Below are 21,875 nucleotides of genomic sequence, written 5' to 3'. Positions count from 1 at the left end.
GGTCAGCGGGCGCGCGCCTGCGCGAAGAGCGCGTTGAGGTCGGCTTGCGGCATCTGATCGGCGGCGAAGCCGAGCGTGCCGCTATCATGCAGTTCGCGCGCGCATTGGTGGATGAAGCCCAGGGCCGAACGCGCAATCGAGCCGCCGAGGCTGATGCGCCTGATGCCGGCCTCCAGCATCTCGTAGGCATTGCCTTCCGTGCTCACGAGACCGGCAACGATGTTGATCGGCCCGTCAATCTCGCGAACCAGAATTTTCATCGTCGGCAGGTCGGCGACGCCGGTCACGAAAGCACAGTCGGCGCCCGCTTCGAGGAAGCGGTTGGCGCGGGCGATGGCCGCGCCCAGCGGGTCTGACGACTTGCCCAGAAACGCGTCGGTGCGCGCGGTCAGGACGAAGGCGCTCTTTCGTTTTGCTATCGCGGCGCGGGCGGCGGCGATGCGTTCGACGGCCAGCGCGTCATCATAGAGAACGGGCTTGAGCGGTTTCTTGTCTTCGATGTTACCGCCGGCGAGGCCCGCCTCGATCGCCATGCCGATGGTTTCGGCGACCGCTTCCGGGCTGTCGCCGTAACCGGCTTCGAGATCGCCGTTGACCGGCAGGGGCACCGCCTGGACGATTTCGCGCATGCGGACAAACATTTCCTCGCGCGTCACGCCGAGCGATGCGTCCGACACCTGATAGTCCTGCTTGCCGAGCGAAAAGGCGATGCCGCCGCTGGTGGTCGCTATCGCCTTGAAGCCCGTGGCGGCGAGCAGCATGGCGCTGCCGGCGTCCCAGGCATTGGGCATGATGAAGCCCGGACCGGACTTATGCATCGCCTGAAAGGTTTGCGCCCTGGCTTCGGTGTCGCTCGTCTGCATTTCGGTTTCCTTCGACATGGCGGGTGGGATTCGCGTTGCCGGGAAATTGGGGCTTGTGTGCCTATTCGTCCAATTTATAGTTTGGATCATAGTCATCTGTTTTTTGCATGGGAGGCGGCGCATGGATTCCGAGGCGCTCCATACTTTCGTGACCATTCACCGGACAGGCGGGTTCTCGCCGGCAGCACAGGTGCTGAACCGCTCGCAACCGGCAATCAGCCGCCGCATCGCGCTGCTGGAAGAGGAAATCGGGGCGCCGCTGTTCGAGCGCGTGACGGGCGGCGTCGTGCTGAGCCAGGCGGGCCGTGTGCTGCTGCCGCATGCCGAGCGGGTGCTGGCGGCGCTGAAGGACACGGCGGATGCGCTGAAGGCGCTGCAATCGGGCGATGGCGGGCCGGTTTCGATTGCGGTCGTCGGTACGCTGGCGAGCGCCGGACTGACGCGCGTTCTGAAGAAATTCGCGGCGCGCTCGCCGGGTGTCGCGCTGACGCTCGGAACGGCGACAAGCGCCGAGGTGAGCGAGTTGGTGCGGAGCGGCGAGGCGACGATCGGGCTTCGCTATTTCAACGACCGGTCGCCCGACCTCATCGGCTTTGCCCTCAAGCCCGAGCCGCTTGTCGTGACTTGCGCGCCGGATCACGCGCGCGCGAACAAGCGCATGGCGCGGTTCGCCGATCTCGGCGACGAACACTGGCTGGCCTTTCCGCCGCCACCGGATTTCGAGGAGCCGTCCGCGGCGAATATCTTCGCCCAGTTTCTGTTGCGCGGCGTCGGCCATTTCCGCTGGTCTGCCATCGACAGTCTGACGGCGCAAAAGCGGCTGGTTGAAGCCGGCTTCGGCATTGCGCTGCTGCCAGAAAGCAGCATTGCCGAGGAACGCGTCGCGAAATCGCTTGCTGTCATTCGGGCGGGCGATCTCAATGCGGCCAATCCGGTGACGGCGATTGTGCGCAAGGGCGGTTATCTCAGCCCGGCGTCGCGGAAGCTGCTGGAGATTTTGAAGGCGGATTACCGGGTGTAGGCGGCGGAACTCAATTAACCTTGGTGTCGGCTTCCCTGCCCTGCTCGACCAGCTTCAGCGTGGGGCCTTCGGTTTCGAAGATCGTGACGGAACAATTGTCGGGGCGGAAGGTGATGAAGCGATCGTCGCCCGTTGCGGCGCCGGCGGCGACGTTGATGGCGATGAAATGAGAGAAGATCACCGTGTCCTCGCTGCGCTCCGTCAGCGCGTCGATGACGGCGCGGCGCCAGGCCGCGAGATCGACCTTGCCGTTGCCGGTGATTTCCGGCGCCAGCGCGTCGGCCCATGTGCCGGCCATCAGACGGCGGAGCCAGACGCCGCGCGCGGCGAGGTCTTCGACGGGCGACGGCACTTCGGCAACGCGGGGCTCAATGGCGGGTGTGGCGGCCCAGCTGGCGGCCAGCGGTTCGCTGGTTTCGCGGCAGCGGCGCAGCGGCGAGGAAAGCAGCGGCAGCTTGCGGCCGATGCGCGTCTCGATTTCGCGGGCGACGGCTTCCGATTGCGCGCGGCCCTTGTCGCTGAGGCCCGGATCGGTGTCGGCATCCCAGCCGGCGGCGGCCTCGCCGTGGCGGATCATGTAGATGGTGGGCATGGGCGGCTCCTGCGGGTGCAATGGCTGTCGGGAGGGATTAGCGCCCTGCTGCTGCGTCGGCAAGGGAAAGCCGATGGTCAGGGGGCGGATGAGGGGTTAGCCTTTCAGGAGGCGATTCTTCAGAGGAGGCATCCATGAGCGACACGCCCAATCCCCCTGTTGCGCAAACGGGCAGCGACGAATTCGGCATCGCCAAGCTCGTCTATATTCTCTATTTCATCGGCTTCGTCACCGCCATCACCTCCATTGCGGGCGTGATTGTCGCCTATCTCAAACGCGGCGAGTCGACGCCGGCGGCGGCCTCGCACCTGACCTATCTGATCCGCACTTTCTGGATCAGCCTTCTGTTCGCGGTCGTCGGCGCGATCACGACGTTCCTCCTTATCGGTTTCCTGATCCTGCTCGCGACGGTTGTCTGGGCGCTGATCCGCCTGATCAAGGGCATCATGCTGGCGATGGACGGCAAGCCGGTGCCCGATCCCGAGACGTGGCTGTGGTGAGGGCGTGAAGCCCCCTCACCCTTCCGCGGGCTGACGCCCGCCCCCTCCCTCTCCCCGTTGGGGAGAGGGACCAGAGGCAATGACATTTTTTATTCAGGCGTGAAGATGTTGACGCTGCCATCGGCAGGGGAGGTCACGCTGCCGGGGCGACCGAGCTGGTCGCGGGTCAGCATGTCCTGAAGCGTTGTGGGGTCGTTCGGCGTGTGAGCGACGAAGCGGGCGTCGCTGTCGGCCATGCGGCCGAAGAGGATGGCGAATTCGGCGCCGCCGCGGCCATGGACGACCGTGTATGTTTCGATCTTCGCCTTGCCGTTCGGCTTTTCCTCGACCTTCGGGTGTTTCTCGGCGTCGATCTCGGCCTGATAGGCGGCCGGCTTTTCGCGCTCCCATTTGCCTTCGCGCGGCGCCGTCGAATAGAGGCCGAGGCCGTGCTTGGTGACGTACCAGCCGTTCGAAGTGCAAAGGCCTTTCGTGCCGGGCTTTGCGCGCAGCTTGTCCATCATCGTTGCGATCGAATGCATGACGTAGTTGTTGCCGGCGCCGCCGAAGTAGGGCAAGCCGCCGGTGACGGTGAGCGGGCGCGGATCGTCTTCGACGATGCCGAGTTCGTCGCGGCCGATCTGCACGGCCGACGGGAAGCAGGAATAAAGGTCGAAATAATCGATGTCGCCGATCTTCCAGCCCGACATCGCAAAGGCCTTCCTGCCCATCATGCGGATCGCGGGCGATGAGTGATAATTGACACGCTCGGTCGGATACCAGAGATCGTTGGCGTCGGCGCAGCCATGCAGGAAGACCCATTTCGATTGCGGGATACCCAGTTCGCGCGCCTTTTCGACCGACATCATGACGACGGCGGCGGCCTGATCGACCTGCATGATCGCGTTCATATACTTCGTGTAGGGAAAGCCGACATAGCGGTTGTCGTCGGTGGGCGTTGCGATTTCTTCCGGGGTGCGGGCGACCGGGAACCAGGCTTGCGGATGCTTCGCCGCCACTTCCGTGAAGGGTGCCATCAGGCGGCCGATGGCAAGCTGATGGTCGCGGACGCTGCGTCCCCTGGCGCCGCGAATGGCGTTTTCGAACATCGGATAGATGTTGACCGGGAATTGCAGCTTGTGGCGCTTTTCGGCTTCAGTAACGCCGGCTTTCTCGTTGCCGATGTCGATGCGGCTGCCGCCGGGATTTTCGTCGTGCCAGGGAAGCTGTTTGCCCTGCCCCAGCGCGCGCATCAGCGTGCCGAAACATTCCGAACCGGCGACGAGCGCCACCTGTGTGTCGCCATTGGCGATCAGTTCGGCGGTGTGGTTGACCAGCATTTGCGGTGTATTGCCGCCGGTCGGGCCGTAGCAGGTTTTCGAAGGGCTGGCGCCGAGCATGTTGGCCAGCGTCTTCGAGGCGTTCGGATAGCGGCCGAACGGCAGCCTGCCTGAATCCGGGCTGTCGGTGATGAAGCGCACCGTCGTGACATTGTCGATGGCGGCCCAGAGCTTGTCGCCCAGCCCTGCGTCGGCGGCGGCGGCGCGGGCGGCGTCGGCCATCAGATGCATTGGCGAAAGCGCCTTCTCGACATCCTTTTCCTTCTGGACCAACTGGCCGCAGCCGACAAGGACGGGCATGCGGGGGTCGAGTTTGTCGGACATCAGGCGGCTCCCTTGAAATTCTTTTAGTTCGTGATGCTAACGATTGGCGGCGAGAATAGCGGCTCGTTGCGCGCTGTCCAGCGGCGGACGGCGCGGCGCGGCGCCGTTGCGTCAGGCGCCGTGCTTCTCGCGAAAGGCGAAGGCGGAGAGCAGGAAGCGCGCGCCATAGATCAGGGCGTCGGCGTTGACCTCGTGGCCGAGACCGGGGATCGGCACGCCCTGACAGACGATGCCCGCCTCGCTGAGCGCCTTGACCGAAGCCATCATGCCGTAGACAGGCGCCAGCGCATCCTGCTCGCCATGCACCAGCATGACCGGCGGCTTCGAACGGATTTCGTCTTTCAGCTTGTCCGCGCCGACAAGACCGCCCGAATAGCCGAGCACGGCGGCCGGCGCGACGGCGCGGCGCAGGCCGAGATGCAGCGCCATCACCGTGCCCTGGCTGAAGCCGACAAGTGCGAGACGTTCGGGCCCGAGATTGATTTGCGCGAGTTCGGCGTCGAGAAAGTTGTGGAGCGCCGGCGCGGCCTCGACCGCGTCGTCATAGAGGCGCGGGTCGCCGGCAGGGCGCTTGCCGATCCATTGGAAGCCGCCGTCTTTCGTGGGCGCCGGACCGTCCGGCGCGACGAAGGCGACATCGGGCATGGAGGACTGCCAGTAGTCGGCGAAGGACATCAATTCGGCGCCGGAGGAACCGTAGCCGTGCAGGAAGGCGACAAGCCATTCGGCCTTGCCGGAAGCGGCGGGGCGTCGGAGAGTGTTGAATGCGCTCACGAAATCAGACCGAGATTTTCCATCGTAACTTTGCTCGCCCACAACCGTACTTCTATCACGGCGTGGCAGTACTGATGGTCAACCCCATTCTCAAGCAAGGTATCAGCTTCAACTGCAAAGCTCGTTACGAGCTTGTCGTCTTCAAGCACGCAGAAGAATATCTCTTCCTGCGATTGTAGCTTGAGTTTCGCTACTTCACCGGGAGTTGGGACACGCAATGCGTCAATCAATGTCTTAATTCGGTTGTCGATGTCACCACCGTGTTGAAGCAAGGCTCCTGCAGGCGCCGGCCGCAACAACAATATTTTCAGTTCAGCAAGAAGATGATTTTTTGCCTGAGCTATGGGTAGAAACTTCACTCCACCGGAAGCAAGAACTTCGAACTCTGAAGGAACCTCCATAACTCCTAGATCAGCGATGCCATCCACAAAACTTTTTAGCGGTTCGGTCATCCAGAGGACACCAAGCTGACGGTGAAACTCCTTTCTAATCTCGTGGATGTGCGCGGCGTCTTTGCTCTGACCGCCCTTCAATTTTCCGTCATATACGAGTCTGAATTTCACTCAACGCTCCTTTGCATAAGCCTTCAGCCTTGCACTCGCTTCGATCAGCACCGCGTCCTGCTTGCAGAAGCAGAAACGGGCGAGATGGTGCGGGGCTCTGGCGGGGTCAGCATAGAAGGCCGAGAGCGGGATGGCCGAGACTTTCGCCTTGACGGTGATGTCGCGGCAGAATTCGTCGTCGGTGCCGTTGAAGCCCTCCTTGTTTTTAAGGAGGGAGCGGAAATCGGCGGAGATGAAATAAGTTCCGTCCGTGGGCAGAACATCGAGGCCCGCTTCCGCGAGACCCCTGGCGAGCAGGTCGCGCTTCGCTTCGAGCGACGCGGCGAGACCGGCGAAATAGGTGTCGTCCCTGCCGAGGCCGTAGGCGACCGCCGTTTGCAGCGCCGGCGGCGTGGTGAAGGTCACGAACTGGTGCGCCTTGGCGACGGGCTGCATCAGGTGGGCGGGGCCGGTGACGTAGCCGACCTTCCAGCCGGTGAGGGAAAAGGTCTTGCCGGCCGAGCCGATGCGCAGGCAGCGCTCGCGCATGCCGGGCAGCGCCATCAGCGGGACATGGGCGGCGCCCGAAAAGACCAGGTGCTCATAGACCTCGTCGCAGACGGCATAGGCATCATGGCGAAGCATGAGGGCGGCGATGGCCTCGAGTTCGGCGCGGGAGAAGACCTTGCCGGTCGGGTTCATGGGCGTGTTGAGGAGGACGAGCTTGGTCCGGTCCGAGAAGACCGCCTCGAGGGCCTCCAGCGGCAGCGACCAGTGCGGCGCCTCCAGTGCAACCGGGACGGCCCTGGCGCCCAGCGCCTCAATGACGGGCTTGTAGCTGTCATAGGCGGGCTCGAAGAGGATCGCCTCGTCGCCGGGGTTCAGAAGGCCCATCAGGCAGTCGCCGAGCGCCTCGGTGGCGCCGGAGGTGACCATCACTTCGGTCTGCCAGTCCATGTCGAGGCCGTAGAAGCGCCTGTTGGCGGCGGCGACCGCCTGGCGCAGCGCGGGCAGGCCCATCATCGGCGGGTACTGGTTGGGGCCCTCCATGATCGCTTTCGCGGCGACGGCGCGGATGTCGTCCGGGCCCTCATCGTCGGGGAAGCCCTGGCCGAGATTGATGGCGCCGTGCTCGGCGGCCAGCGCCGACATGGTCGTGAAGATGGTCGTGCCCAGACCCGAAAACACCCGGCTTGCCGCCCGCATCCGCCCTGCCCTCGCCTTTTCACGTGAAACCTTGCCGGCGTTTTGTCGCGGGGCGGGGCCAAGCTGTCAATCGCGGCGAAAAAGGGCGCGGCCGGGCGGGTTTTCGCCTAAAGTCGAGTTTGGTTAAGCTGCTGCCTGTTTTTCACTCTTGTTGCCTGTTTTATGTGCATTCAAGCTGCATAAAAGCCGGGCAGCAGACCCCGCTCAAACACATAACATGTTGGTTCTGTTCTGCTTTTCGACGTCCACCGGGTTGGCACGAGCCATGCTAACCCTTTGGAGACAAGCGGGGGCGGCAGGCCCAGCAAGCAAGGAAGTCAGCGAATGAAAAAGATCGAGGCGATCATCAAGCCGTTCAAGCTCGACGAGGTGAAGGAAGCGCTGCAGGAAGCGGGGCTGCAAGGCATCACCGTGACCGAGGCCAAGGGGTTCGGCCGTCAGAAGGGCCATACCGAGCTCTATCGCGGCGCCGAATATGTGGTGGATTTTCTGCCCAAGGTGAAGATCGAGGTCGTGCTCAACGACGATCTGGTGGCCAAGGCCGTCGAGGCGATCCAGCAGGCCGCGCGCACCGGCCGCATCGGCGACGGCAAGATTTTCATTTCCGCCGTCGAGGAAGCGATCCGCATCCGCACCGGCGAAACCGGCGCAGAGGCGATCTAGCGAGCCAGAGGAACGATTTGACGATTTCGAGCTGAACGACAATATGGCGCGCCGCGGCCCCGGAAGGCCCGCGCGCGATTTTAACGAGAGGGCGCAAGCCCGACGCACGAACCCCTAAAGGGCAACAGGGAAAGAGGATCAAATGGCCGGCAAACCTATTCAGCAGATCATCAAGGAAAAGGACGTCAAATACGTCGACCTGCGCTTCACCGACCCGCGCGGCAAGATGCAGCATGTCACGTTCGACATCGGCCTTTGCGACGACGAATTCTGGGCCGAAGGCACCATGTTCGACGGTTCGTCCATCGCCGGCTGGAAGGCGATCAACGAATCCGACATGATCCTGCTGCCCGATACCGCGACGGCGACCATCGACCCGTTCTATGCGCAGACGACGCTGGCGATCTTCTGCGACATTCTGGAGCCGTCGACCGGCGAGCCCTATTCGCGCGATCCGCGCGGCACGGCCAAGCTCGCCGAGGCCTATCTCAAGTCGACCGGCATCGGCGACACGGTGGTGTTCGGCCCGGAAGCCGAATTCTTCATCTTCGACGACGTGAAGTTTTCCACGAGCCCCTACAAGACCGGTTTCGAGGTCGACTCGGTCGAACTGCCGACCAATACCGACACGCATTACGAGACGGGCAATCTCGGGCACCGGCCGCGCACCAAGGGTGGCTATTTCCCGGTCAACCCGATCGACTCCTGCCAGGACCTGCGCGGCGAGATGCTGACGGTGATGGGCGAGATGGGCGTCACCATTGAAAAGCACCACCACGAAGTCGCCGCCGCCCAGCACGAGCTCGGCATCAAGTTCGCGACGCTGACGACGGTGGCCGACCATCTGCAGATCTACAAATACGTAATCCACAACGTCGCGCATGCCTTCGGCAAAACGGCGACCTTCATGCCGAAGCCGGTGTTCGGCGACAACGGCTCGGGCATGCATTGCCACCAGTCGATCTGGAAGGACGGCAAGCCGCTCTTCGCCGGCAACAAATATGCCGATCTCAGCCAGGAGTGCCTCTGGTATATCGGTGGCATCCTCAAGCATGCCAAGGCGCTCAACGCCTTCACCAACCCGTCGACCAACAGCTACAAGCGGCTGGTGCCGGGCTATGAAGCGCCGGTGCTGCTCGCCTATTCGGCGCGCAACCGCTCGGCCTCCTGCCGCATTCCCTACGGCACCTCGCCGAAGGCCAAGCGCATCGAAATCCGCTTCCCCGATCCGACGGCCAATCCCTATCTCGCCTTCGCGGCGATGCTGATGGCCGGTCTCGACGGGATCGAAAACAAGATCGATCCGGGCGGGCCGATGGACAAGGATCTCTACGCGCTGCCGCCGGAAGAGCTAAAGAACATTCCGACGGTTTGCGGCAGCTTGCGCGAGGCGCTGATCTCGGTCGACGCCGACCGCAAGTTCCTGACCAAGGGCAATGTGTTCACCGACGACCAGATCGACGCCTATCTGGAACTGAAGTGGGAAGAATGCATGCGCTACGAAATGACGCCGCATCCGGTCGAATACGACATGTACTATTCGATCTGATCCTCCGGGATCGGCGAACGGAAAGGCCGGAGCGAAAGCTCCGGCCTTTTTCGTTGCGGGCAAATTTTGATCCGTCTACAGATTTTTTTCGGCCGTAAATCGGTCAGCATGCTTGACTCAAAGGACCCAACGAGAAACCCTTATTTCCCTTGACCTTTGCACGATGAGGCGTAGCATTTTCATGTCTCACGAAGGAGGAGGTTTCGAAGATGGCTCCACCGACGCAGGTCGAATCCCTGTAAAAACCGAGAGATTTCGATCCATTGCCAAGACCCGACGCTGTTCTCATGCGTGACCGGTCGGTAAACCGTTTAGGCCAAGGGAAAAGCGCGGAAAAACACTGACGCCAGCGTGACGCTAATTGAGCGCGCGGGTGGAAGGCACGGAGAAAAGCCCGGCTTTATAGCGCGGGCGAGTGCGAACAGCACATCCAAATGCAACCCCGCGAGGGAACGCCCGACAGGAAAATCCGGGGCTTCCGCTTGAGCGGGGTTGCGCCTTAGCGCAAACGATTACGTTTCGCTCCCTTCAATTTTTTCAATCCCATCCATGCAAACGAGACGCAAAGCCGCGCGGCTTTGTCTCTTCCCATGCGCCGATTCATCGCGAGACATCAATTGAAAATCGAACGCCCCAACTTCTTCGTCATCACTGGCGGCCCAGGCTCCGGCAAGACAACGCTGATCGATGTTCTGGCCGCGCGCGGCTTTCCGCATGTCGAGGAGGCCGGGCGGCGCATCATCCGGGAACAGCTGCGAACGGGCGGCAATGCGACACATGAGGGAGACCGTTTGGCGTTTCGCGATCTGATGTTCACGGACGCGGTGCAGACGTTCGAAGCGAGAACCGGCCTACACACACCCGTCTTCTTCGATCGCGGATTGCCCGATCTCATCGGCTACAGCCGGCTGATCGGCGAAGAGGTGCCGCCGCCGCTCAAAGAGGCGGTGACGCGATACCGTTACAACAACACCGTTTTCGTCGCGCCGCCCTGGGAGGCAATCTACGGCAACGATGCCGAGCGCAAACAGGATTTCGCCGAGGCGGTGGCAACGCACGATGCGATCCGGACGGCCTATCGGGATGCCGGATATGCACTTGTGGAGCTGCCGAGGGCCGGTGTGGAGGCGCGCGTGGATTTTGTACTGATGCGGGCTGGCGTTCAGGCCGAGCGCCGCGCCAGATAGTCGTCGCAGAGCTCGACCAGGCGGGCGCCGTCGAAGCTCGGGTCGTGGCCACCGTGAACGGCGCGGGGGGCCATGTCGCGCAGGCGGCGGATCGTTTTCACATAGGCGGCGATGTCGGAGCCCGGCAGCTCGTCGAGCAGCGGGCCGTCATAGATCGCGTCGCCGGAAAAGAGCGTTTGCGTTTTTTCCTCCCACAAGCCGACCGAGCCCGGCGAGTGACCGGGCAGGTGCATGACGGTGAAGCGGCGATCGCCGAGATCGACGGCGTCGCCCTCCCCGATCAGACCGGTGGCACGCGTCGACGTCACGCGATAGTCGTCGATGTCGTATCCGGCATGCGGCAGCGCATCGATCAGCACTTCGTCGCGCCCGAGGCCGTAGCCCGCCAGCGCCTCGCGGATATCTTCGGGAAAGGCGGCCGCCGAGAGCGCTGCGAACTCCCCGTAAGGCTCCATATACGGGGCCTCGACGGGATGCATCAGCCGGTTTTCGAATTCATGCAACGAGCCGACATGGTCGTAATGGATGTGGGTGGCGACGGCGACCAGCGGATTGCCGGAGAGGCCGGCGATTTCGGCCGCGAGCGAGCAGACACCGGTGCCGGTATCGATTACGAGGTCGCGGTCGCGGCCACGCACGAACCAGATGTTGCAGCGGATGAAGGGATGGACATGCGGCTCCCAAAGAAGCGTGACGCCGTCGTCCATCTGCCGCCGCTCAAACCAACGCTCCGCAATTTTCACGCTCGCTCCTTCACCGCTCAGGGCCGCTGCAAGGCGGCGGCCGTCCGCGCCTCGTTTTTCGCGTAGTTGCGGAAGGCCGAGAAGACACCCATGCGCGGATCGGGATCCTGGCCCGCACCCATGCGCAACAGCTGCAGGCAGAACCATCCCTGCTGACCCCAACCATTCATTGCCTTGATCAGATTGAAGCGGCTATGGGGCCCCAGAATGCCGGGGCCGATGCGCAGCGTCTTTTCGTAAGCCGGCGTTTCGCGCGCCGCGCCGGAGAGCAGCTTTGCCGGGATCGCCGGATCCACGCAAAGCGGGCGCGCGAGACCGACAAGGTCGATGGTGCCGCTCGCCAGCGCCGCGTTCATGCCGGCGGCGGTGCGGAAACCGCCCGTCACCATCAGCGGCATCCTGACCGCCGCGCGGATGTCTTTCGCATATTCGAGGAAATAGGCTTCGCGGGCGATGGTGCTTTCGCGGCGGGGTTCGGATTTTTCGGGATGCAGCGTCATATCGTCGAGGCCGACAAGGCGCGGCTGCTCATAGGTGCCGCCGGAGATTTCGAGGAGGTCGAGGCCTTCGGCATCGAGCCATGCGGCGACCCTGATCGCGTCTTCGTGGCTGAAGCCGCCGCGCTGGAAATCGGCCGAGTTGAGCTTGACCGAAACCGGGAAGTCGGGACCGACGGCGCGGCGCACCGCGCGAATGATTTCGAGCAAAAGCCTGGCGCGGTTTTCCAGACTGCCGCCCCATTCGTCGGTGCGGCTGTTGACGTCGGGCGAGAGGAACTCCGAGATGAGGTAGCCATGCGCGCCATGGACCTGCACACCGGTGAAGCCGGTGTCACGGGCGACGGTCGCGACATGGGCGAAGCGGCGGATCACATCCTCGATCTCGGCGCCGGTCATCGCGCGCGGCTTGCCGAACTGCGCGCCCGGCATATCGAGCGGTTTCGCCGAGGGCGCGACAGGCTCCTTGTTGACCAGCGCCGGGGTCTGGCGACCGGCATGGGAAATCTGCATCCAGAGATGGGCGCCGTTCGCCGTGCCCGCCTTCGCATAGTCGCGCAATGCGGCAATGGCCTCGTTCGACTGCGGCCCGTCGATCGCCACATTGCCGGGGCGCTCCATATAGCGGCGGTCGATCTGGACATTGCCGGTCAGCAGCATGCCCGCCCCGCCCTCCGCCCAGCGGCGATAGAGGCGGACATGGGCCTCGGTGGCGCGGTTCTGCGCGTCACCGAGCCCCTCGGTCATGGCGCCCTTGGCGATGCGGTTTTTCAACATGGCGCCGCAGGGCAGCGTCAGCGGCGAGGAAATTGTGGCAGACATCCGTTTTCTCCCGAATTACGCGATGCCCGACTGTGGCACAAAGGGAGACAAGGACAAGCGCCTCAAGCGGCACAGAGAAGGACTTTCTGTCGTTCGCAGGCCGCAACGCGGTGAATGTAGGCTTGCCGATAGTCCGCATCTTCAAAGAGGGCGAGCACCGCGTCCTTTCCGGGATAGGCGCCGACGGCGACAAAGTCCCAATCTTCGGCGTCACCGACAAAAGCCGTTTCGAAGGGTGCCAGCAGCAGAAAGCGACCACCGACCTTCTCGATTCCCGGCGCGCTGACCGCGGCGTAGCGGCCGAAAGCTTCCTGACCCGAACAAACCTCCGCGCGGCTGCCCGCCGGATAGTTCGCCTGCGTCCTCAGCTTGAAGAAATTGACGAGCGTAACCGGCGCGGCGGCAGCGCGCGCGAGCAAGGCTTGCCATTGGGCGGCCCGCGGGGCAGCGCCATCCGCACCGTCGCCATAGGCCGCAACGAAGGCTGCGATCCTTTCCCCGTCGTTCAAGATGCTGGTGTTCACGATCGGCTCCTGTTATTTTTACTCGTGTAAAATTATACAAGATTGTTACATATGTCAAAAATTGGAAAATCCGCGAGGACCCGCGCAGAAATTCTCGATGCGGCGTGGGCGCTCATTGCCGAGCGCGGCGCCGGCATTTCGCTGGCGGAAATCGCGGGCGCGGTCGGCATGACGCGGCAGTCGATCTATGTTCATTTCGGATCGCGTGGGGGACTGCTCATCGCTCTTGTACGTCGTGCAGACGACCGAGCAGATATTCGCCGGAAATTCATGGAAGCGCTGGCGAAGACGGAACCGCGAACGCGACTCAAAGCCTGCCTCGCCGTGTGGTGCAGCTTCGTGCCGGAGATTTATCCTGTCGCCCAAGACCTGATCCGGCTGCGTGCCGGCGACAGCGACGCGGCCAAGGCATGGGATGACAGGATGACCGAACTCCAACGCGTCTTCCGGAGCCTTACGCGCGGATTGCATGAGGCGGGCGCGCTTGCGCCACATTGGACGGCTGCCCGCGCGGCCGATTTTCTGTGGGCCGGATCGTCGGTGGAAACCTGGGGTCTCCTTACCGTGGAGCGGGGCTGGAGCGCGGCAAGCGCGGCCGATGCCATCATTCATTCAATGGAACGCGCTTTATTGCGTTAGAGTGTCCCCGGCATGGCGTGTGCCCTAGCTCCGCCCTACAATCCCCATTGATTCTCTCTCATAAAGTTTCGAGTTCATGACCGCCCGCAAGACGAGCAAACCCGCTGCTACCGACGATCTCTTCTCCCTCGCGGCGAGCCCGAAGCCCGCCGTGAAAGCAGCCAAATCCGCAACCGTGAAGGCGGCGAAGGGCGACGGCACCTATTCGGCCAAGGATATCGAGGTGCTGGAGGGGCTGGAGCCCGTGCGGCGGCGGCCGGGCATGTATATCGGCGGCACCGACGAGAAGGCGCTGCATCACCTCTTCGCCGAAGTGCTCGACAATTCGATGGACGAGGCGGTAGCCGGCCACGCCAACTGGATCGAGGTCACGTTCGACGAGGACGGCAGCCTGACGGTGGCAGACAACGGGCGCGGCATTCCGGTCGACCCGCATCCGAAGTTCAAGAACAAGTCGGCGCTCGAAGTGATCCTGACGACGCTGCATTCGGGCGGTAAATTCGGCGGCAAGGTCTACGAGACGTCGGGTGGGCTGCATGGCGTCGGTGTTTCGGTGGTCAATGCGCTGTCGGATCGTTTCGAGGTGGAAGTGGCGCGCGATCAGACCCTATACACGCAGTCATATATACGTGGCGCACCCACGGGCAAGCTTGCCGACAAGGGCCGAGTGCACAATCGGCGCGGCACACGGATTACCTTTCACCCCGACCCCGAGATTTTCGGCAAGGGCGCGCGCTTCATTCCGAAGCGTCTCTACAAGATGGCGCGCTCGAAAGCCTATCTCTTTGGCGGCGTCGAAATCCGCTGGTCCTGCGCGGCTTCGCTGATTGGCGACGATACGCCGCAAAGCGAGGTGCTGCATTTTCCGGGCGGGCTTGTCGATTATCTCAAGGCATCGCTCAACGGCTATGACACGGTGACGGCGGACGCCTTCACCGGCAAGGTGTCGAAGGCCGGCAGTCACGGTTCGGTCGAATGGGCGATCGCCTGGTTTGGCGGCGGCGATGGATTTGTGCATTCCTATTGCAACACAGTGCCGACGATCGAGGGCGGGACGCATGAAGCGGGCCTGCGTGCGGCACTGGTGAAGGGCCTCAAAGCCTATGCCGACATGGTCGGCAACAAGAAGGCGGCACAGATCCAGGCCGACGACGTGCTTGGGACGGCGGGCGCGATGCTTTCGGTCTTCATTCGTGAGCCTGAATTCCAGGGTCAGACCAAGGAAAAACTTTCAAGCCCCGAAGCGCAGCGGCTGGTCGAGAAAGCCATCGGCGATCATTTCGATCACTGGCTGACGGCGGCGCCGCAACAAGCCAACAAGCTGCTCGAGTGGGTGATCGACCGCGCCGACGAACGGATGCGGCGGCGACAGGAGAAGGACGTCGCACGCAAGAGCGCGACGCGGAAATTGCGCTTGCCAGGCAAGCTTGCCGATTGCAGCCAGTCGGCAGCGGACGGTTCGGAGATATTCATCGTCGAGGGCGACTCGGCTGGCGGCTCGGCCAAGCAGGCCCGCGACCGCGCGAGCCAGGCGATCCTGCCGCTCCGTGGCAAGATTCTCAATGTCGCTAGCGCCAGCGGTGCCAAGCTCGCCCAAAACCAGCAGATTTCCGATCTCATTCAGGCGCTCGGCGTGCGCACCGGCTCGCACTACCGGGAGGCCGATTTGCGTTACGACAAGGTCATCATCATGACCGACGCCGATGTGGACGGGGCGCATATCGCCTCGCTACTCATCACCTTTTTCTATCGGGAGCTGCCCGAACTGATCCGACAGGGGCATCTCTATATGGCCGCGCCGCCGCTCTACAAGCTGACGCAAGGCGGCAAGACGCTTTATGCCCGCGACGACGCGCACAAGGACGAGTTGCTGGTTCAGGCGTTTTCCGGGAGAGGCAAAGTCGAGGTCAGCCGCTTCAAAGGGCTTGGCGAAATGATGCCGGCACAGCTTAAAGAGACGACGATGGCGCGCGGCAAGCGCACGCTGTTGCGCGTTGTCGTTCCCGCCGACGAAGCGAGGGAAACCGGCATCGCCATCGAACGGTTGATGGGCAACAAGCCGGAACTACGCTTCCAGTTCATCCAGGAGCATGCGGCTTTCGCGCGGGATCTCGATATCTGAAGGCGATCAGCCGGCCAGCGCGGTTTCAACCGGCAGCGGCGCGGAGGCAATCCGCGTTCCCGGGAAGATCAAGATGATTGCCGTACCCGCGCCCTTTTCGCTGCGGACCATCAGACGCCCGCCGTGCAGTTCCATCATCGCCTTTGCAAGCGGCAAACCGAGACCAGTACCCGCCTGCTTGCGTGTCATCATGTTGTCAGCCTGACCGAAAGGCGTCAGCGCAAGCTTGATTTCATCGGGCGACATGCCGATGCCGGTGTCGGCGATCGAAATCACGAAATTGCCTTGCGAGCGGTATTCCGCTGACAATGTCACCAGACCGCCGCTTTCGGTGAATTTCACCGCATTCGACAATACGTTGATCAACACCTGTCGAACCATGCGTTCGACGCCGATCAGCCGCGGCGCGCAATTGCTCACATCGACCGCAAGGCGCACGCCGCGCTCTTCGGCCATTGGACGGACCATGCGCTCGGCACTTCCGATCGCCGCGCCGGTATCGAATTCGGTCTCGGATTCCATCGTCGCGTGACCGGCCTCAATCTTCGCAAGGTCGAGAATGTCGTTGATGATGCCGAGCAGATGGATGCCACTGTCGTTGACGTCGCGCGCGTACTCGCGATACCGCTCGTTGCCCATCGGACCGAAGCGCTCATTGCGCATGATGTCGGAGAAACCGATGATCGCGTTGAGCGGTGTCCGGAGTTCATGGCTCATATTGGCAAGAAAGTGCGACTTGGCCTCATTGGCACGCTCTGCGTTGTGGAAGGCCCAGGCAAGGCGCTCCGTCATCTTGCGGAGCATGCGGCGCGATGACTTCATTTCACGGATAATGAATTGCGAATAGACGATGATCGGTGCGCCGGTAAGAATCGTGACGATGGTGGTGGCCGCAAATATCCGCCAGGTAAAATCAATGAGACCGATCTGTCCGAGCACCCAGTTGAGCGAGATCGCAATCACAACGGCGACCCCCGTCAGAAATGCCGTGGTGGCCAGAATCGACATACGCCCGAGAACGTGATTCACGGCAGACAGCAGACCGCGGCGGGAGTCGCGGTTCGTTGGTTCCACGACGTCCAGATCGCTCTCGGACTCCAGCTTCGTTGTCGGTTGTTCGGTCATTCCTGCCATCGGCCTTTTTCGCCGTTCTGACCCCGGAGAATGAGCCGAAAGCATTAACTTTCAGAAAATCGAGCTGCGACGATTCGCCCCGCGTTCCGGCTCGAGACTGCTCCGGTGCGCCGTTTTCGTCACTATTCCGGACAATCTCGCGCCCGGGCAACGGCAAGCGCGCCGCCGGAGCCGGGTGAAGCGGCCATTCTGTTGACAATTGGACGACAGCGCCTATGGTCCGCGCGAGACTCGAAGCGGATCAGCGCGGCCGCCGAACAACGCGCTATTGCTGCTCACCCTCCCCGATCCGTTCGCGGAGGTCCGTCCACGGGCCCTGAAAGTGGGCCACCACGGGCAGCGCAACATGGTGTACAGGGCTCCTGAATGACATTTGACGAACTTGGCCTCACGCCTGAGGTCCTGAAAGCCGTAGCCGAAACCGGCTACACCACGCCGACGCCGATCCAGGCCGAAGCCATCCCCTACGTTCTGGCCGGCCGCGACGTCCTCGGCCTCGCCCAGACGGGCACCGGCAAGACCGCCTCCTTCACGCTGCCGATGATCGACAAGCTGTCGCGCGGACGCGCGAAAGCGCGAATGCCGCGCTCGCTCATTCTCGAGCCGACTCGCGAGCTCGCCGCGCAGGTCGCCGAGAATTTCGAGAAATACGGCAAATATCACAAGCTTTCGATGGCATTGCTGATCGGCGGCGTCTCCTTCGGCGACCAGGAAAAGAAGCTCGATCGTGGCGTCGACGTGCTGATCGCGACACCGGGCCGCCTGCTCGATCATTGCGGCCGGGGCAAAGTACTGCTGACCGGCGTACAGATTCTCGTGATCGACGAAGCCGACCGCATGCTCGATATGGGCTTCATCCCGGACATCGAGGAAATCTGCAAGAAGATACCGTTCACGCGGCAGACGCTCTTCTTCTCGGCAACGATGCCGCCGGAAATCCACCGGCTGACCGAGACGTTCCTGCACAATCCGGCACGCGTGGAAGTGTCGCGCACCTCATCCACCAGTGCGACGATCAAGCAGGTGCTGGTCAAGACCACACGCGACGGCAAACGCGACCTTCTGCAGAAGCTTATCGAAGAAGAGAATGTCAAGAACGCGATCATTTTCTGCAACCGCAAGCGCGATGTTTCCACGCTGGAACGCGCGCTATCGAAGAGCGGCCTTTCGGCCGGCGCCATTCACGGCGATCTCGACCAGGCGACGCGGACGCGGACGCTGGATGGCTTCCGCAACGGGACGATCCGCCTGCTGGTTGCGAGCGACGTGGCAGCGCGCGGCCTCGACATTCCCGATGTCAGCCACATTTTCAACTACGACGTGCCGAGCCATGCCGAGGACTATGTTCACCGGATCGGCCGCACCGGCCGTGCGGGCAAGGCCGGTACTGCCTATACGCTGGCGACGCGCGAGGACGGCAAATATCTCGCGGCTATCGAAAACCTGATCGGCAACCCGATCCCCGGACCGGACAGTGCGACGCCGCAACCGGCACCGGAAGTTCCGGCCGAAGCTTCCGCCGAGCAGGCGAGCGAAACGGTCGAAGTCAGCGGCGAAACCGCCAAGGTCGACGCACCAGCCGAAAAGCGCAGCCGCGGCCGGCGCGGCGGACGCGGCCGCAAGGACAAGGATGCGGCGGTCACTGCCGATGCCGTTACGGTCGAGGCCGAAACCAAATCCGAGGACTCCCCCCAGCCCGATACGCCGGCCACGGAAGCACGCGTGCAAGAACGCGAACCGCGCGGGCGCGAGCAGCACGTGCGTGACAACGAGAAGCCCGCACGCCGTGAACGCGGCGGTCGTGGACGCGGACGGGATGATGACGACGGGCCGAGTGTTGTCGGCCTTGGCGATCATGTGCCCGCCTTCATGTTGCGCGCCGTGAAACTGCCCAAGAAGAGCAGCAAGGACAGCGACGACGAAATGGAATCAGAGACCGAGGAAGCCTAGATTCCGGAATCTCTCCCGATAGAAAAGGGCGGCTCGTTGGAGCCGCCCTTTTTGTTTGCTCGACGTCACTGATTATTTCTTGATCTGCGAACCCAGCATCTTGCGGGTTTTTTCGCCGTAAGGCGGACGGAACATTTCCGCGACCATCTTCGCCTTGGATTGCGTGTAGACGGCCTTGGCATGGCTGAACGTCCGGAAACCGTCGAGGCCATGATAGGCGCCCATGCCAGACGGCCCGACGCCGCCGAAAGGCAGATCTTCCATCGAGACGTGCATGATGACGTCGTTGACGGTCACACCGCCCGAGGTCGTGCGGTCGAGCACCGTGCGCTCTTCCTTCGGGTCCTCGCCGAAATAGTAGAGGCCCAGCGGACGGTCGTGCGCGTTGACGTAACCCAGCACCTCGTCGAGATGCTTGTAGGTTTTGACCGGCAACACAGGCCCGAAAATCTCGTCCTGCATCACCTTCATCTCGTCGGTCGGGTTAAGCACCAGCGTCGGCGGAATCTTGTGGGCCTGCTGTTGGCTGAAGTCCTCATTTGCCGGATTGATCTCGACCAGCTTCGCGCCCTTGTTTTTCGCATCTTCGATATAGCCGTTGATGCGGTCGAAGTGGCGCCTGTTGATGATCGAGGTGTAGTCCGGATTGTCCTTCATCGTCGGGTACATCTTCGTTATCGACTTCGTGGCCGCCGACACGAACTCATCGACCCGCCCTTCCGGTACGAAGACATAATCCGGCGCGAGACATATCTGGCCGGCATTGAGCGTCTTGCCACTCATGATCTTGGCGGCCGTCTCGTCCATTTTCGCGGTTTTCGAGACGATCACGGGCGACTTGCCGCCGAGCTCCAGCGTCAGCGGCACAAGGTTTTCGGCCGCAGCACGCATCACATGATAGGCAATCGAGGTGGCACCGGTGAAAAGCAGGTGGTCGAAGGGTTGCCTGCTGAAAGCTTCGCCGACGGCCGGGCCGCCGGTAACAACGGCAACTTCCGTTTCGTCATAGGCAGAGCGCAACATGCGCGCCATCAACTCCGACGTCGCGGGTGTGAATTCCGATGGCTTGATCATGGCGCGATTGCCGGCCGCGAAAACGCCAGCCAGCGGTGTCCAGGTGAGGTTCACCGGAAAGTTCCAGGGGCTGATAATACCGATGGTGCCAAGAGGCTGATATTCGACGCGCGCTCTGGCGCCGAGCAGCCCGAGCGGAAACTGCACCTTGCGCTTTTCCGGCTTCATCCATTGACGCAAATGTTTTTTCGCGTGCTTCAGCGGCCCGATCGACCCCATCACATCGGTCAACAATGTCTGTTCGTGACTGCGATGACCGAAATCGGAAGCCAGTGCCTCGGCAATTTCCTTCTGATTATCGACAATCAACGCAATGGCACGATCAAGCCAGTCGATGCGACGTTCCGCGCTGGGCGGGCCATCCTTGATGTGTGCCGCTTTCTGGCGGTCGAGAATCGCCCGGATCGAGGCACCGATGGTCGCCGAATCCGCTTCGTGGGTGGTTTGCTCCGCCAAGCTCATTTGAAGTCCTCCTTGCGTCGGCCCACTGGGCCTGTCCGGGCCGGTCCGGGGGGTACGGCCCGTCTGCTGGTATTTCCTCCAGGTCCGGCGTGTGACGCCAGCCGAACCCACGATTTTCCCGAAATATACATAAGGATGCGCGCTTTGAGAGCCCCCTCCCCGGGCGCCAACAGCCGTTTCGGCTCAAACGCAGCGTCAGGTTGAGAAAAACGGCTGTTTTTCATTGGAATTTACAGTGGCGTAACCGAATTCCCCTAGGGTTTCCGGCAGACAAAGGTAGCCGCGTGGCGGTAGGCGGGGATGGTATTCGTGATGAATGGAGAAGAAATCGAATTTGCAGCCGAGTGGAGTGCCGCGGCCCTTCGGCTGATGGCGGACAGCGGTATTCCGCCGTCTCCCGAAAACTACACCATCTGGTTCCACTACGCGTCCGGCCGGACGCCGGATCTCAACAAGGAGATCGACGCGCGGATCGCCAGGCACGAGCCTGTCGATACAGAGACGGCGATCGCTTTGCACGAGCAGTTCATGGGCGACGGCAACCTGACCGATGTCACGATTAGCACCGGCGCAAAGCTCAACACCGAAGTCGACCGCATCCTGAAGATCATTGAGGAAACGGCGGGAAATTCCAGCACTTTCGGGCAATCAGTACGCGCGGCAAGCGAAGCGCTGACCAACCATTCTACGCCGAACGATGTGGCACATGCTGTCGAAGCGATCATCGCCGCTTCACGCAAGATGGAAGAGCGTAGCGCAGAGCTGGAAGAAACACTTCATGCGACCAAGAGCGAACTCAACGATCTGCAGCAGAATCTCGAGAAAGCGCACAGCGAGGCGCGGACCGACGGGTTGACCGGCGTCAACAACCGGAAGGCTTTCGACGAAGCGCTGGCGCGCGAGATGGCGGCGGCCAGCGCCGACGGAAAAGCGCTTTGCCTCGTCATCGGCGATATCGACCATTTCAAGAAATTCAACGACACGTTCGGTCACAGGACCGGCGACCAGGTCCTGAAGCTTGTCGCCAACTGCCTCAAATCAGGGGCGCTGCAGCATCATTTCGTCGCACGCTATGGCGGCGAGGAATTCGCCGTCGTCATGCCGGCGACCGAGATCGAAATGGCCGAGACAGTGGCCAACAAGATTCGCGAAACCGTGCAGGCGCGCGAACTGGTCAAGCGGTCTACGGGCGAGACGCTCGGCCGCGTTACCATGTCGATGGGGATCGCCCTCTTGCGGCCCGGCGAGACAGGGGCGGGCCTGATCGAACGCGCCGATGGTTGCCTCTACGCAGCAAAACACGCGGGCCGCAATTGTGTCATCACGGAGATGCACGAGCCCGGCGTTCCCCAGGCCAAAGCGAGCTAA

20 protein-coding genes are annotated in these 21,875 nt (G+C 62.4%); 9 read left to right on the top strand and 11 right to left on the bottom strand.

Features of this window, described 5'->3' with window-relative positions; translation table 11 throughout:
- Positions 1-2: 2 nt before the first annotated feature.
- A complete protein-coding gene (locus tag WEB61_RS11005; RefSeq protein ID WP_368064385.1) occupies positions 3-863 on the bottom strand; it encodes an isocitrate lyase/phosphoenolpyruvate mutase family protein in 861 nt (286 codons plus the stop codon).
- Positions 864-984: 121 nt separating this feature from the next.
- Between WEB61_RS11005 and WEB61_RS11000 the strand changes: the two genes are divergently transcribed.
- A complete protein-coding gene (locus WEB61_RS11000; protein WP_368064384.1) occupies positions 985-1,884 on the top strand; it encodes a LysR family transcriptional regulator in 900 nt (299 codons plus the stop codon).
- 10 nt (positions 1,885-1,894) lie between these two features.
- Here WEB61_RS11000 and WEB61_RS10995 read toward each other — a convergent pair whose 3' ends face one another.
- Complete coding sequence (locus WEB61_RS10995; RefSeq protein WP_368064383.1) at positions 1,895-2,476, bottom strand: histidine phosphatase family protein; 582 nt, start codon at positions 2,474-2,476, stop codon at positions 1,895-1,897.
- Positions 2,477-2,610: 134 nt separating this feature from the next.
- Between WEB61_RS10995 and WEB61_RS10990 the strand changes: the two genes are divergently transcribed.
- Positions 2,611-2,976 carry a DUF4870 family protein gene (locus WEB61_RS10990; RefSeq protein WP_368064382.1) on the top strand — a complete coding sequence of 122 codons (366 nt, stop codon included), beginning with the start codon at positions 2,611-2,613 and terminating at the stop codon, positions 2,974-2,976.
- An 89-nt stretch (positions 2,977-3,065) separates the two neighbouring features.
- On the opposite strand, the gene WEB61_RS10985 is transcribed toward WEB61_RS10990, so the two are convergent.
- From WEB61_RS10985 to WEB61_RS10970, 4 genes are all read right to left on the bottom strand, one after another.
- Positions 3,066-4,619 carry an acetyl-CoA acetyltransferase gene (locus WEB61_RS10985; RefSeq protein WP_368064381.1) on the bottom strand — a complete coding sequence of 518 codons (1,554 nt, stop codon included), beginning with the start codon at positions 4,617-4,619 and terminating at the stop codon, positions 3,066-3,068.
- A 111-nt stretch (positions 4,620-4,730) separates the two neighbouring features.
- Positions 4,731-5,393 (bottom strand): alpha/beta hydrolase, encoded by a 663-nt coding sequence (locus tag WEB61_RS10980; protein WP_368064380.1) that lies wholly within the window; start codon positions 5,391-5,393, stop codon positions 4,731-4,733.
- The gene (locus WEB61_RS10975; RefSeq protein WP_368064379.1) at positions 5,390-5,956 is read right to left on the bottom strand and encodes a hypothetical protein; all 567 of its coding nucleotides are present in this window, start codon (positions 5,954-5,956) and stop codon (positions 5,390-5,392) included. The genes WEB61_RS10980 and WEB61_RS10975 overlap by 4 nt, the downstream gene beginning before the upstream one ends.
- Positions 5,957-7,141, bottom strand: a complete 1,185-nt coding sequence (locus WEB61_RS10970; RefSeq protein ID WP_368064378.1) for an aminotransferase — start codon at positions 7,139-7,141, stop codon at positions 5,957-5,959. It abuts the gene before it with no gap.
- Between the two features lie 324 nt (positions 7,142-7,465).
- Here WEB61_RS10970 and WEB61_RS10965 point away from each other — a divergent pair, with 324 nt between their 5' ends.
- From WEB61_RS10965 to WEB61_RS10955, 3 genes are all read left to right on the top strand, one after another.
- Positions 7,466-7,804 (top strand): P-II family nitrogen regulator, encoded by a 339-nt coding sequence (locus WEB61_RS10965; protein ID WP_368064377.1) that lies wholly within the window; start codon positions 7,466-7,468, stop codon positions 7,802-7,804.
- Between the two features lie 142 nt (positions 7,805-7,946).
- Entirely contained in the window at positions 7,947-9,353 is a 1,407-nt protein-coding gene (gene glnA / locus WEB61_RS10960) for a type I glutamate--ammonia ligase (protein WP_368064376.1), read from the top strand.
- Between the two features lie 617 nt (positions 9,354-9,970).
- Positions 9,971-10,540 (top strand): AAA family ATPase, encoded by a 570-nt coding sequence (locus WEB61_RS10955; protein ID WP_368064375.1) that lies wholly within the window; start codon positions 9,971-9,973, stop codon positions 10,538-10,540.
- Here WEB61_RS10955 and WEB61_RS10950 read toward each other — a convergent pair.
- The 3 genes from WEB61_RS10950 to WEB61_RS10940 all read right to left on the bottom strand — a co-directional run bounded on the left by WEB61_RS10950 (position 10,516) and on the right by WEB61_RS10940 (position 13,126).
- Entirely contained in the window at positions 10,516-11,283 is a 768-nt protein-coding gene (locus tag WEB61_RS10950; protein WP_368064374.1) for an MBL fold metallo-hydrolase, read from the bottom strand. The genes WEB61_RS10955 and WEB61_RS10950 overlap by 25 nt on opposite strands.
- Positions 11,284-11,300: 17 nt before the next feature.
- A complete protein-coding gene (locus WEB61_RS10945; RefSeq protein ID WP_368064373.1) occupies positions 11,301-12,602 on the bottom strand; it encodes an NADH:flavin oxidoreductase/NADH oxidase family protein in 1,302 nt (433 codons plus the stop codon).
- Between the two features lie 62 nt (positions 12,603-12,664).
- Positions 12,665-13,126: a DUF1330 domain-containing protein gene (locus WEB61_RS10940; protein ID WP_368064372.1), complete on the bottom strand. Its 462-nt coding sequence runs from the start codon at positions 13,124-13,126 to the stop codon at positions 12,665-12,667.
- Positions 13,127-13,177: 51 nt separating this feature from the next.
- On the opposite strand from WEB61_RS10940, the gene WEB61_RS10935 reads away from it, so the two are divergent.
- Both WEB61_RS10935 and parE read left to right on the top strand, forming a co-directional pair.
- Complete coding sequence (locus tag WEB61_RS10935) at positions 13,178-13,765, top strand: TetR/AcrR family transcriptional regulator (RefSeq protein WP_368064371.1); 588 nt, start codon at positions 13,178-13,180, stop codon at positions 13,763-13,765.
- A gap of 76 nt (positions 13,766-13,841) precedes the next feature.
- Positions 13,842-15,887 (top strand): DNA topoisomerase IV subunit B, encoded by a 2,046-nt coding sequence (gene parE / locus WEB61_RS10930; protein ID WP_368064370.1) that lies wholly within the window; start codon positions 13,842-13,844, stop codon positions 15,885-15,887.
- Between the two features lie 6 nt (positions 15,888-15,893).
- On the opposite strand, the gene WEB61_RS10925 is transcribed toward parE, so the two are convergent.
- Positions 15,894-16,895, bottom strand: coding sequence for a sensor histidine kinase (locus WEB61_RS10925; protein WP_368064369.1), 1,002 nt, complete (start codon positions 16,893-16,895; stop codon positions 15,894-15,896).
- Positions 16,896-17,387: 492 nt separating this feature from the next.
- Between WEB61_RS10925 and WEB61_RS10920 the strand changes: the two genes are divergently transcribed.
- The gene (locus WEB61_RS10920) at positions 17,388-18,971 is read left to right on the top strand and encodes a DEAD/DEAH box helicase (protein WP_368064368.1); all 1,584 of its coding nucleotides are present in this window, start codon (positions 17,388-17,390) and stop codon (positions 18,969-18,971) included.
- Positions 18,972-19,043: 72 nt separating this feature from the next.
- Here WEB61_RS10920 and WEB61_RS10915 read toward each other — a convergent pair whose 3' ends face one another.
- Positions 19,044-20,507 (bottom strand): coniferyl aldehyde dehydrogenase, encoded by a 1,464-nt coding sequence (locus WEB61_RS10915; RefSeq protein ID WP_368064367.1) that lies wholly within the window; start codon positions 20,505-20,507, stop codon positions 19,044-19,046.
- A 312-nt stretch (positions 20,508-20,819) separates the two neighbouring features.
- Between WEB61_RS10915 and WEB61_RS10910 the strand changes: the two genes are divergently transcribed.
- Positions 20,820-21,875, top strand: coding sequence for a GGDEF domain-containing protein (locus WEB61_RS10910; protein ID WP_368064415.1), 1,056 nt, complete (start codon positions 20,820-20,822; stop codon positions 21,873-21,875).

Origin of the sequence: Parvibaculum sp. (assembly GCF_040882025.1) — a bacterium.
Taxonomy (GTDB): domain Bacteria; phylum Pseudomonadota; class Alphaproteobacteria; order Parvibaculales; family Parvibaculaceae; genus Parvibaculum.
The sequence above is the reverse complement of the archived record's forward strand: the minus strand, read 5'-3'. Positions and strand labels throughout refer to the sequence as shown.